At 43.2% G+C, this 12450-nt stretch carries 15 protein-coding genes; 7 read left to right on the top strand and 8 right to left on the bottom strand.

Translation table 11 applies throughout. From position 1 onward, the window contains the following. Positions 1–4: 4 nt before the first annotated feature. The 6 genes from ACTNDS_RS03625 to ACTNDS_RS03600 are packed head-to-tail and all read left to right on the top strand — an operon-like array spanning position 5 to position 3906. Positions 5–1048: a type II secretion system F family protein gene (locus tag ACTNDS_RS03625; protein WP_441033742.1), complete on the top strand. Its 1044-nt coding sequence runs from the start codon at positions 5–7 to the stop codon at positions 1046–1048. A gap of 10 nt (positions 1049–1058) precedes the next feature. Continuing rightward, complete coding sequence (locus ACTNDS_RS03620; protein ID WP_433844879.1) at positions 1059–1409, top strand: hypothetical protein; 351 nt, start codon at positions 1059–1061, stop codon at positions 1407–1409. Further along, entirely contained in the window at positions 1406–1894 is a 489-nt protein-coding gene (locus ACTNDS_RS03615) for a DUF4860 domain-containing protein (protein WP_441033740.1), read from the top strand. Before ACTNDS_RS03620 ends, ACTNDS_RS03615 begins: the two co-directional genes overlap by 4 nt. A gap of 17 nt (positions 1895–1911) precedes the next feature. Further along, entirely contained in the window at positions 1912–2358 is a 447-nt protein-coding gene (locus ACTNDS_RS03610) for a hypothetical protein (protein WP_441033737.1), read from the top strand. Further along, positions 2351–2845: a hypothetical protein gene (locus tag ACTNDS_RS03605; protein ID WP_441033735.1), complete on the top strand. Its 495-nt coding sequence runs from the start codon at positions 2351–2353 to the stop codon at positions 2843–2845. The genes ACTNDS_RS03610 and ACTNDS_RS03605 overlap by 8 nt, the downstream gene beginning before the upstream one ends. Continuing rightward, a complete protein-coding gene (locus ACTNDS_RS03600) occupies positions 2842–3906 on the top strand; it encodes a type IV pilus twitching motility protein PilT (RefSeq protein WP_441033732.1) in 1065 nt (354 codons plus the stop codon). Before ACTNDS_RS03605 ends, ACTNDS_RS03600 begins: the two co-directional genes overlap by 4 nt. A gap of 138 nt (positions 3907–4044) precedes the next feature. On the opposite strand, the gene ACTNDS_RS03595 is transcribed toward ACTNDS_RS03600, so the two are convergent. From ACTNDS_RS03595 to rsxC, 6 genes are all read right to left on the bottom strand, one after another. Next, on the bottom strand, positions 4045–4545 hold the full coding sequence (locus ACTNDS_RS03595) for a COG2426 family protein (RefSeq protein WP_019162836.1): 501 nt from the start codon (positions 4543–4545) through the stop codon (positions 4045–4047). An 8-nt stretch (positions 4546–4553) separates the two neighbouring features. Beyond that, positions 4554–5609 (bottom strand): histidinol-phosphate transaminase, encoded by a 1056-nt coding sequence (gene hisC / locus ACTNDS_RS03590; protein ID WP_441033730.1) that lies wholly within the window; start codon positions 5607–5609, stop codon positions 4554–4556. Between the two features lie 28 nt (positions 5610–5637). Beyond that, the gene (locus ACTNDS_RS03585) at positions 5638–6012 is read right to left on the bottom strand and encodes a RidA family protein (protein WP_441033728.1); all 375 of its coding nucleotides are present in this window, start codon (positions 6010–6012) and stop codon (positions 5638–5640) included. A 206-nt stretch (positions 6013–6218) separates the two neighbouring features. Continuing rightward, the gene (locus tag ACTNDS_RS03580) at positions 6219–7097 is read right to left on the bottom strand and encodes a methylenetetrahydrofolate reductase (RefSeq protein ID WP_008706435.1); all 879 of its coding nucleotides are present in this window, start codon (positions 7095–7097) and stop codon (positions 6219–6221) included. A 25-nt stretch (positions 7098–7122) separates the two neighbouring features. After that, positions 7123–7743, bottom strand: a complete 621-nt coding sequence (locus ACTNDS_RS03575; RefSeq protein WP_441033724.1) for a methylenetetrahydrofolate reductase C-terminal domain-containing protein — start codon at positions 7741–7743, stop codon at positions 7123–7125. A gap of 1 nt (position 7744) precedes the next feature. After that, positions 7745–9709, bottom strand: a complete 1965-nt coding sequence (gene rsxC, locus ACTNDS_RS03570; protein WP_441033721.1) for an electron transport complex subunit RsxC — start codon at positions 9707–9709, stop codon at positions 7745–7747. A gap of 491 nt (positions 9710–10200) precedes the next feature. On the opposite strand from rsxC, the gene ACTNDS_RS03565 reads away from it, so the two are divergent. After that, positions 10201–10803 carry an outer membrane protein assembly factor BamB family protein gene (locus tag ACTNDS_RS03565; RefSeq protein ID WP_441033718.1) on the top strand — a complete coding sequence of 201 codons (603 nt, stop codon included), beginning with the start codon at positions 10201–10203 and terminating at the stop codon, positions 10801–10803. 113 nt (positions 10804–10916) lie between these two features. Here the strand turns inward: ACTNDS_RS03565 and ACTNDS_RS03560 are convergent, their stop codons facing one another. Beyond that, positions 10917–11441: a hypothetical protein gene (locus tag ACTNDS_RS03560; RefSeq protein WP_055199793.1), complete on the bottom strand. Its 525-nt coding sequence runs from the start codon at positions 11439–11441 to the stop codon at positions 10917–10919. 58 nt (positions 11442–11499) lie between these two features. Beyond that, entirely contained in the window at positions 11500–12399 is a 900-nt protein-coding gene (locus ACTNDS_RS03555) for a hypothetical protein (RefSeq protein WP_441033715.1), read from the bottom strand. Positions 12400–12450 lie beyond the last annotated feature (51 nt).

The following is a 12450-nucleotide window of genomic DNA, read 5'->3' as shown; positions in this document are numbered from 1 at the left end:
TTTCATGAAAGCAAAACTAACCAATCAGGAGCTTTTTTATTTCTGCGAACAGTTTTCTATCCTTCTGCACTCAGGAATCTCCTGTGCAGAAGGAATCCAGCTGATGCTGGAGGATAGTCATACCCAAAAGGGACGAGATTTTTTCCAGTCCCTCCAGACAGATTATGAAGAAAACGGTTCCTTTTATATTTCTCTTCACAATACCGGGCTTTTTCCGGACTCTATGATCTCTTATGTAAAAATCGGAGAGGAAACCGGATGCCTGGACGAGGTACTGAACAGTCTCTCCCTGCACTACCAGCAAGAGATGGAAATATCAGAAAATATTAAAAGTGCAATCACCTATCCCCTTCTCATGCTGGTGATGATGGCTGCTGTGATCCTTATCCTCCTGTCAAAGGTTTTACCTGTATTCCGCCAGGTATTTCAGCAGATGGGACTGGAAATGAATCAGTTCTCCAACGGTCTTTTCCATGCCGGCAGTATGATCAGCCAGTACTCCGCTGTAGTATTCGCCGTGATCCTGGTAATGATTGCTGCTTTTGCTGTTCTTTTCTTTACTTCCAGAGGCCGCATTTATCTGCAAAACCTGGCCGGTCATCTTCCCCATATAAGGGAAATCTCCATTTCTGCCGATTATGCAAGACTGACCCAGGCCATTGCCATGGGACTTCACAGCGGCATGGACCATATTACCACTCTGGAAATGGCCGGACAGCTTATCTCCCAGCCGGATATTAAGAAAAAAAATGCAAAAGCCTGTGCTTTGCTGGAAGAAGGTGCTCTGCTGGAAAATGCACTGTCTGACTCAGAACTTTTTCAGGGAATGGATGCAAGGCTGATCACTGTAGGTCTGCGGGCCGGCTCTGCAGATGAAGTCATGAACCGCCTTGCCCAACGCTACCGCGACTCATCACTGACAGTTACAGGGAATCTTATCTCCATTGTAGAACCAACCATCGTGATCATATTCTCTGTCCTGATCGGTCTGGTCCTCCTTTCTGTAATGATGCCGCTCCTTGGAATCCTTTCTGATATTGCAATTTGAGGTGACCACTATGGATATATTTGAAACAGACAGAGCACGGATAAAAAGAAGACTGCAGGCATTCCTCCCCATACTGCTTCTGGCAGCTGTCTGTCTGATCTTCTATCTGGGCATCACAGGTGCAGGCAGGGAGACTGTCACAAAAGAGCAGACCACTTTAAAAAGAGCGCTGGAGCAGGGAGCCATCCATACCTATGCGCTGACCGGAAACTATCCCCAGAATCTGGAGGAATTGCTTACAGATTATAAAATCTCCTATGACCCTGATAAATTTGTAGTAGAATATGTGCCCAACGGTTCTAACCTGCTGCCCTCCATCAGCGTCCTGGTTCTTTCTCAGCAGAAGGGAGGTCTCTCATGAATAACAAACTCTCTCCCAGACATTCTGTCCACAGGATCTTTGTTGTCATGATCTTTGGCTTATTTCTCCTTTTCCTTTTACTTATGCTTTTATTCGGAGCCAGAGCCTACAGCGTTTCTGTTGCCGGCAATCAGAAAAATAATAACCTGTACACTGCCTCTGCCTATGTAACAGCCAAATTCCGACAGCATGACACCGGCACAGATCAGGAAATCTACTGTGACACTCTGGGAAATTCACAGGCCCTGTGCATGACCTATATAATAGAGGGAACAAAATATATTACCTATATTTATCTGCAGGACAACAGTCTGAAGGAGCTTTTCACAGCTGCAGACATCTCCCCTTCTCCTGAAATGGGAACTATAATTGCCAGTCTCAATGATTTCAGGATACAGGAAACCTCCGGTCACTTTTACCAGATTACATTTCAGGATTGTCAGGGAGAACAGAGCAGCCTGGTTCTGCACTCCGGAACTCCATGACAGAAAGGATGATCACTATGCAAAAGCTTAACAAACGTTCCGGATCCAGTCTCTTTCTGATGGAAATGATCCTTTCTATCCTGATTCTGGCTCTGGCCTGTACTGCATGCATCCGGATTTTCGCCGCAGCCGGCACAGACCGCAGAAAAGCCCGGGAGCTGAATCACATCCAGACGCTGACTGTTTCTGCAGGAGAAATTCTGGAGGGCTGGACCGGAAATCCCGATGACTTTTTATCACTCCTTCCCGGCGGTATTGCAGAATCTGATAAAATTTACTATTATTATGACAAAGAATGGACGATCTGTTCCAAAGATGAGGCACAGTACAGCCTGTCTGTACAGCTTTCCCTCTCAAACACAAAAAAAGAAGCTGAACTGACCTTTTACAACGCTTCTCATACAATCCTATATGAAACTGTTATCACCTTTCCCTTTTCCGGAAAGGAGGCAGGACATGAATAAACGCAGAACTGTATTTCTTTCCAGTGGGCTGCCATCCATGTTTGTCATCTTTTCTATCCTGTGTATGGTGATCCTGTCACTCCTGGCTCTGGGTACTTCCCGTCAGGACCTGCAGACCAGCCAGATGTCCCTGGATCAAACCACAGCCTATTATAAAGCCTGTTCTGATGCCACTGCACAGTATACAGAAATCACAGAATATATCCGGAAAACTGCCGAATCCGCTTCTGACAAAGAGCGCTATCTTTCCCAGATGAAAAATCTGGAAAAAAACTTTAAAAATACTGTCTGGTCCAGACAGTCAGAAACCTTTTCCCTCACTCTGGATTATTTAGACACTCTGGCTCTCTACGTGGAAGCAAAAGCAGAATATGCCGGTGCCTCCACTTTACCTGATCTCAAAATCATTACATGGAAAACCATCAGTACCAGAACCTGGACTCCAGATACCCGACAGCCTGTTTACAACAAAGGAGAATCTAAATGACATCATCCAATATCCCGGATTTTTTATCCTATTCAGCCACCAGACATGCCTCTGATATTTTTATCATAGCCGGCAGACCTTTATCTGTAAAAATTGACGGCAAGCTTTCTACTTACGGAGAAAGACTTATGCCAGCAGATACGGATGCACTGATCCGGCAGATCTATCAGCTGGCTAATAACAGAAATATTGATCCTTTCCTGAATACAGGAGATGATGATTTCTCTTTTTCTGTCCCCGGACTGTCCAGATTCCGTGTGAATGCCTACAGACAAAGAGGTTCCCTGGCAGCTGTGATCCGCGTGATTGCTTTTGAACTGCCCAATCCCGACATCCTCCATATTCCGGAAGATGTCATGTCCACTGCTGATTTTACCAAGGGTATGGTACTGGTTACAGGTCCTGCAGGAAGCGGTAAATCTACTACCATGGCCTGCCTTGTGGACAAGATCAACCATTCCAGAGAAGGGCATATTATTACCCTGGAGGATCCTCTGGAATATCTGCACAGACATGATCGCTGTATTGTCAGCCAGAGGGAGATCTGCACAGACACAGAAAGCTATCTGGTATCTCTGCGAGCCACTCTCCGCCAGAGCCCTGACGTAATCCTTCTTGGAGAGATGAGAGACTATGAAACGATCCAGACTGCTATGACTGCTGCTGAGACCGGTCATCTGGTTCTGTCCAGTCTGCATACCATCGGAGCTGTCAACACCATCGGACGTATCGTAGATGTCTTCGAACCCTCACAGCAACGCCAGATTTCCATCCAGCTTTCCATGGTTCTTCAGGCAGTCATCTCCCAGCAGCTGGTGCCGGATGTGGAAGGTCACAACATTCCTGTATTTGAAGTGATGCGCCTGAATCCTGCCATCCGAAATATGGTCCGGGACAATAAGGTACATCAGATAGACGGTGTAATTTCTTCCTCTGCTCATGAGGGCATGCGTTCCATGGATCAGAGTCTGCTGGAATTATTCCGGCAGAACCGTATCACAAAAGAAACAGCCTTGAAATATGCCGCCAATGCAGATATGTTGAAACGTAAACTGCTCTGATCTCAGCCAGTATCTGACATTAGCGCACAACAAAAAACACTGACTTCCTATATCTAATAGACATAAGAAGACAGTGTTTTTCTTCTTCTACAATATTGCTCTTATCTGAACATTCTGCATTATACAGTCAATGCTTAATCAGTGAACCAGATTTCCTACAACTCCATAGGAAACTACATACATGATCACGGTTGCCATAATAATTCCGGTAAGGATTGCCAGTGAAGATTTCTTAATATCAATCTCCAGCAAAGAAGCGATCAGAGAGCCTGTCCATGCCCCTGTTCCGGGAAGTGGAATTCCCACAAACAGCGTCAGCCCCCAGAACTCATATTTTTTTACCTGATCACTTTTTCCCATTGCCCGGTCTTCCAGTTTCTGGATCAATCCCCGGAAAATCTTTGTCTTTTTCATCACCTTGAAAATCTTTCTGATGAAAAGCAAAATAAAGGGAATGGGGATAATATTCCCTGCTATACATAGAGGAATTGCCGTCACTGCGGGTATTTTCAGAAGAGATGCCGCCAAAAGCCCTCCTCGTAACTCCAGAAGGGGAATCATAGAAATAAAAAATACCGCTCCCTCTGGAGAAATATACTGTGAAAGGTTATGGGAAAACCATTGTACCAGTGCTTCCATAAAGCCTCCTATTTCAAATATTCTTTCAAAAAGTCAATAAATTTCTGCATTTCTTCCCTGGTTCCAATGGTAATACGAAGGAAGTTTTCTGTACGTCCCTTAGGAAAATATCTCACATAAATATGCTTTTCCCTTAACGCTGCAAAAAGCTCAGCTGCAGGACAGGTCTCATGAGATGCAAAAATAAAATTAGATTTGGAATCCTGAAAAGAAAAGCCAAGGGCCTTTAACTCTTTTTTTGTCCATTCCCTGGTCTCCATGATCTTATTACAGGTTTCCTCAAAATATTCCTGATCTTTCACTGCTGCCACACCGGCAGCCAAAGCTGTACGATCCATAGTATAGGAATTAAAGGAATACTTCACATCATTCAGATATTTGATCAGTTTTGCATTGCCACAGGCAAAGCCAATACGCATTCCTGCCAGAGAACGGGACTTGGAGAAGGTCTGCACTACCAGAAGATTGTCATATTTTTCAATCAGTGAAACTGCAGATGTACCACCAAAATCCACATATGCCTCATCCACGATCACGATTACATCCCGGTTATGACAGATAATATCCTCCACATCCTCCAAGGGAAGTTCTACACCTGTTGGTGCATTGGGATTTGGAAAGATCACTCCTCCGTTTTCTCTGAAATAATCTTCTTTCCGAATGTGGAAATCTTCATCCAGAGCCGGACGCTCATAGGGAATCCGGAACAGATCTGCCCACACATCGTAAAAGGAATAGGTGATATCCGGAAAAAGAACCGGCTTTTCTGAATTAAAAAAAGTCAGAAAGCTCATAGCCAGCACATCATCAGATCCCACACCCACAAAAACCTGTTCATCCTTCAGGTGATATCTCTCTGCAATGGCATGGACCAGATCTCCTGCTGTAGGATCCGGATATAGTCTCAGGGTATCTGTCTCCAGCTCTCTAAGAGCCCTCTCCACCCCCGGTGCAGGGGGATAAGGATTTTCATTGGTATTCAGCTTGATCATATCTGGCTGGTTCGGTTGCTCGCCAGGTGTATATGGAATTACTTTACGCACATTATCTTCCCAGGTACTCATTTTGTATTTCCTTTCTTGGCCGGTTTTCTTATTCTACTACTGCAATCACTTCAACCTCTGCCAGCACATTTTTAGGAAGCTGCTTTACAGCCACACAGGAGCGGGCCGGTTTTCCGGTAAAATATTTATCATAAACTGCATTAAAAGCTGCGAAATCTGCCATTTCCGCCAGGAAACAGGTGGTTTTGATCACATTTTCATAGGTAACTCCTGCTGCTTCAAGGATAGCACCGATATTCTTCATAATCTGTTCCGTCTGTTCTTCAATGGTAGTTCCTACCACTTCTCCTGTAGCCGGGTCCAGCGGAACCTGTCCGGATACATATACAAATCCATTGGTTACTTTCGCCTGAGAATATGGTCCGATCGCTGCCGGTGCATTCTTTGTCTCAATTGTCTTCATGATGTCATTACCTCCAGTATATTTAGTTTTGTAACTGTTCACAGTTTCACAGTTACAAGTTTTCATTAATGATAGCGCCAAAATCCTGTGCCGTCAATGTTCTTTTTCAAATAAAAGAGCTGTCCGCCCCGGATGCAGGCTTTGCATCCGAAATTCAGACAGCTCCTGATAATAATTTTCAGATTCTCAGTTCAGAGATTTACGTTTTAGATCTCAGCCAGTTTCAGCAGATCCGGGATCTTGGATTCCCAACCAAGTGCCATGATATGTACACCCTGACAGTATGGCTTGCACTCTTTGATAATACGTGCAGCAATCTCAACACCTGTGATACCTGCTTTTGTCTTTTCTTTATCTGCTTTCAGTTCCTCAAGCATTTCGTCCGGAACATGAATACCGGCAACATTATTGTTCATGAATTTAGCCATTCCGGCGGACTTCGGAATGATGATACCAACCTGTACAGGTTTTCCGAACTGTTTTGCTTTTTCCATGAATTTGATGAATTTCTCCGGCTCAAATACTGCCTGTGTCTGGAAGTATTCTGCACCTGCAGCTACTTTTCTTTCCATTTTTGCAAGCTGCGCATCAACGGAATCGCTGCATGGAGATACAACAGCACCCTTGGAGAATTTCGGAGGCTCGCCAACCAGTTCGTTTCCGCCAAGATCTACACCGGATTCCAGAAGCTTCACTGTGTGAAGAAGGGATACGGAGTCAAGATCGAATACAGGTTTTGCCTGTGGGTGATCACCCATCTTTGTATGGTCGCCTGTAAGGCAGAGGATATTGTCAATGCCCAGCATTGCAGCGCTGAGAAGATCAGACTCCAGAGCGATACGGTTTCTGTCACGGCATGCAAGCTGGAAGATCGGATTCATACCTGCATCCTTGAGAACCTTACACATTGCAAGAGATCCAAGACGCATAACAGAAGACTGGTTATCAGTTACGTTAACTGCATGAACATCCTTAAGGTATGTTTTTGCTTCTTCTACCAGCTCATCTACGTGGATTCCTTTTGGCGGTCCTACTTCTGCAGAAACTACAAATTCACCACGGTCGAATAATTCTTTCATTTTCATTGTACATTGCTCCAATCATTATAATCTATTTTAATTCATCGTCTGTTGCAAAGTTATGAATCTGTGTGGGACATTTCAGCGCGTCAAGGTGTCCGATTTCTTTCAGACGTCTGTAGATGCGTTCCCATCCACATTCCATCTCACTGTCCACTTCACATTTACCGTTCTTGGAACCACCGCACTGGCCGTTCACAAGGCTCTTTGAACATGCTGTAATCGGGCAGATTCCGCCTGTCAGGTTCAGGTAGCATTCACCGCATTGGTCACATTTGTACTCTAACGGTGTCACGCCCTGGAAACCAGGTACCGGATATGTATCGCAGGCTGCACAGACCATCTTATCTTCCAGATATTCTGAAACGGTCTGTATACCAACACCGCAGGAGAATACCAGAACCAGATCTGCTTCCTGGATCTTGCTCATATGTTTCTTAAGACGTAATTCCATATTTTCCGGATTACAGATGTAATCAGTTGTCATGATCCCTGTCACATTTCCTTCAGCAGCAAGTTCCTTCTGAAGTCGGGCAGCTTCTTTTTCCGGAAAACGAACTTCCTTACATCCATGACAGTTGATAATGAAAACTTTCTTTCCGGCTGTCAGTGATGTAATCGCTTCTTTTGCTTTTAACTGGGTAATCAACATATTACTTCATCCCCCTTACTGCATTTTTTCCGGCTTTGATACTGTTAATGATCGGAATCTTGGAAGAACAGATATACTGACAGCATCTGCACTCAACACAATCCATAACGTTCATGTCTTTCATGCCCTGCCAGTTCTCATCTTTCGCATATTTCACAAAATACAGAGGTGAAAGTTCCATCGGACATACATCTACGCAGCGTCCGCACTTGATACATGGCTGTTCTTTTGTCTCATCCGGTTCAATGGCAATAATACCATTGGAGCCTTTCATCATCGGTACATCCAATGTGTTCAGAGGGAATCCCATCATTGGTCCACCCATCTTAACCAGAACATCGTCATCTGTAAATCCACCGCAGTAATCGATCAGCTCTCTTACGCTTGTACCGATCTTGATAACGAAGTTTCCAGGATTCTTGATCTTCTCGCCTGTTACTGTAGCAACACGCTCAACCAGAGGCATTCCTGTCTGGATTGCATCGGAGATTGCTTTTACTGTACTGATATTATCTACTACAACGCCGACATCTGCCGGAAGACCACCGCTTGGAACAATTCTTCCCATAACGCGCTTAATGAGAGTTTTCTCAGCGCCCTGGGGATATTTAGTTCTTGCAACAAATACTTCCATATTTCCGATATCAGCAACTTTTTTCTGCATTAATTCAATGGCATCCGGCTTATTATCCTCGATAACGATGATACCCTTCTCGGCACCTGTTGTCTTAAGGACTGCTTTCAGACCAAAAATAATGTCATCTGCATACTCAAGGAGTACTCTGTGGTCAGCTGTTAACAGAGGCTCACATTCACATCCGTTGAGAAGGATGGTATCTACCGGTTTTGCAGGTTTAAGTTTGACACAGGTCGGGAAACCTGCACCACCCATACCAACGATTCCGGCTTCACGGATGATATCAATGATCTCATCCGGAGTAAGGTTGTCAAGATCACCATGTGGCTGTACGGATTCGTGCAGAGTATTTTTTCCATCCGATTCAATGACAACAGCCATCACTTCGCTTCCACGTGTACCATGCATACGCGGTTCAACAGCAACTACAGTTCCGCTTACGCTGGAATGTACCGGAGCACTGATAAATCCGGCAGCTTCACCGATCTTCTGACCAACTTTTACAGTGTCACCAACCTGAACAATCGGATTGGCCGGTGCGCCCAGATGCTGTGACATGGAGATTACAACTGTCTTCGGATCCGGGAATTTCTTCAGAGCGATGTGCTCACTGAATTCCTTGCGCTCTGACGGATGAACACCGCCATAATATCCGTCCAGTCTGTCTTCTCTGATGGACTTCACATAGTCGTTGATCACTTTGAAATTAACCTTGGAGAAATCACGAACCTGTACAGGCTGGTTTAAGAATTCTTCCAGACGTCCCTGTTTTGCAAGTCTCTGGTAAATCTTCTCCCATGCACAGTCTTTATTGGGATCTACTTCGCATTTTCCATTCTTTGCTCCACCGCACTGTCCATTGACAAGACTCTTTGAGCAGTCAACGATCGGACAGACACCTCCGGTAATGTTCAGATAACACTGCGCACATGCGTCACAGCTCTTCTTGGTAAGTGCCATGCCATGATGACCTCTGTAGTTAAGGGTGTTGCTTGCAGCAACTACCGGCTTACCTGCCAGATCCGCAACGGTCTGAATACCAAGGCCACAGGAAATTACTACTACATTCTCTGTACCTTCCGGAATCAGATCCTGTAATTTTCTTTCTGTGTGCATCTTGTTGCATAAGAAATCAAATTTCGCACTGCCTGTAACATTCTTTCCCTGATCTGCAGCGAATTTCAGAAATTCGTCACAATCCGGTTCGTCAACAGTTTCAAATTCTTTGAAACATTTGTTGCAGGCAATCACAAACAGGTTGTCCTTACCGTCAAGCACTGATGCAAGTTCATCATTACTTTTCAGTTTGTACTTAGTATAGTTTTCCAATTGCTCACCTTCCTTATGATAAAATAGTAAAAATTATATCCTTATGGTATCTGCTCTTATACGTTCCCTCCATCTCTCTGCACTCTAAAAAGGGCCAATAAAACCAGATAAATAAGTTCAATATATATTCCTTAATAAATGTATCACAAAATGCTCATTTTATCCAGTTTTATTGGCAAATTTTATAAATTTCTTCTATGGTTTCATCCTAAAATTCTATGAAGTGCAGATATTTGTACTGTAAAAGATATGAAATTAGCAAATTGGATACAATATACCATATTCTATAGCAACCATGACGATTTAACATCTTCACACAGTTACGCTCTCAAACTCAAATCTTTAGAAATCGCCTTCGGTGATGGAATAATTACTCTCCATACAAGTAAATACTAATGCAGGCTTCAAAAAGATATGATATAATTAAAGAAAATATTTATTCCCCAACCACTCATTTATCAGAAACATTTATCAGAAAGGAGCGTGTTTACATGAAGAAGAAAATCCAACAAATCCTGTTGACGTCACTGTTGTTTGTATTCTCAATACTGATCATATCAATCCCGACTCAGGCTGCCAAACCTGCAGCTACAACCGTTAAATCCAAAACTTCCTATTCCAATTCCAAAGAATCCATGACTGTAAGAGGACTGGATGCAAAGAAAACAGTAGTCTGGAAATACGTTACAAAGAAATATACTGCTACAGAGCTTCCAAGGACAAAATGTATTGTCCGCAAGGATAAGGTTTATGTTTTTGAAAGTTCAAAAATCGTCGTACTTCGAAAAAAAGACGGAAAACAGTTATGGACTGCAAAAAAAATCAGTCCTGCAGGACACCTTTGCAAATTTGACAAAAATGACAATCTATATGTAACCGGATACTACGATAACTATGTTTACAAAGTATCAACAAAAGGAAAGATTCTCTGGAAAACAAACACATCCAAAGCCAATAATTACTGGCCATATAAAATAAACATTTCCGGTAATCAGATGACCATTCTATACGAAATGAATAATAATGATTCGTCAGAAAAAACTCATAAAATAGTTTTTAATATAAAAAATGGTAAAATACTGAAGTATTCCTAGATTACAGCTCATAAAAATAGCGGCAATACTGCCGCTATTTTTGATTGAACACATCTGTTTCTTTTATTCTCCTTTTTATGAACACTTCTGATAATCCTCTCTCAGTACTTGTATCATGAGTTAAGACGCTGTCCGCAGTATTCACAATTGCTCAGACGTCCTTTTATTACCTGATTCTTTGCACCGCAGCTGGTACAGGTAACTGTAATATAAATCTTTTCATTTACACGTCTGTTTGGTGCAGTAATCATAATATAATTTCCTTCTCTGTCTATCTGGATATTCCGGATATATCCCCTGGCAATAAATTTTTCCAGTTTTTTTACTGCACCTTTTCCCAGCTCCTGCTCAAGTTTCTCAAATGAGACCGTATTCTGGGCATAAGATTCAAACCAGCAGGCAATTTCCCTGGCTTTTTTCTTCCGTAATGCTTTCTGGACTTCCCTGAAAGTTGGATATAAAAATAACAGACAAAGCAGAATCTCTGTTGCTGCCATTCCCCAGCGTCCTTCACCAATATACTTCTCCGATGCACCAATGGCTCCCAGGGATAAAAGTATGCAGAAGCCACAAAGAACCCACTTCAGTTTTCCCAACACCCCTGCTTTTTTATTTTTTTCTGTCAAAAAATCATTCATGTCTGTTTCCTCTTTCTCTGATTAAGCAAAATTCTATGATATATTGGTGAAGCTTCTGTCAGCCTGCACCCAGCAGAAGCCATGCGTCACCAGACGGATCATAATAATAAACCACATTATCTCCTACTGCATAATAATGTTCTTTTGTAAAATGATCCTCATGATCCGTTCCCAGAACAAATACCGGACAATTTCTTCCTTCAATGTACTCCTCGGTACCTGTATACCACAGAGACATCCCAAGACCAAGGTAATAGCTGACTTCATCTGTCTTAGAAAGCTGTTCTCTGGCAATCTTTATATTCAATGCTGAATCATGCTCCGGATTACACTCTGGATCGTACTCTGACTCATACACCGGATTATATTCCGGATCATACTCATCCCAATTATAATATATGGAGAAATCATAGCAGTGGTTTTCTGCTGCAAGATGACCATCCTTTAACGACACCATCGGATGGTATTGCACACTCATATTCTGCTTCTGTACAGAAACCATCACATTGGAATGAATCTCACTCACATTGCAGCGCAGGATAATGATTTCATTCTCCTGCCCCCTATAGTATGGGGCATTCAGATCATCCAGATATTCCCCTTCTTCCGTAGGCTGAGCCGGATAAACGCTGACCCTGCAGTCATCCCCCGGGACAATGGCATAAATTTCATATCCCCCTGCATCAACCACTGTTCCATCCTGTAAAAAAGGATACGCAGCTGCCACTTCTCCCTGTCTGGTATATTCAAGTATCTCTGCTGCCTCTGCACCTTCATAGGTATATCCCAGAAATGCCATTCCGGCCTGACATTCATTTTCCCTGATAATGTCCTGCAGAATTGCCAGATTCTCATCTGCCCCAGGTGCTCTGGCAAATACTTCTCTCATACCTCCGCCATGGATACCAACAGAAAACAGTACCGCACAAATACATACAACAACCGAATATTTTTTCATACTCTCATCTCCCTTCTTGTCAAACAGACATTTGCACTCCGCTTCGCTTTC

The sequence above is a fragment of the Blautia sp. HCP3S3_C12 genome, from assembly GCF_052064155.1.
In the GTDB taxonomy this organism is placed as follows: domain Bacteria; phylum Bacillota; class Clostridia; order Lachnospirales; family Lachnospiraceae; genus Blautia_A.
The sequence above is the reverse complement of the archived record's forward strand: the minus strand, read 5'-3'. Positions and strand labels throughout refer to the sequence as shown.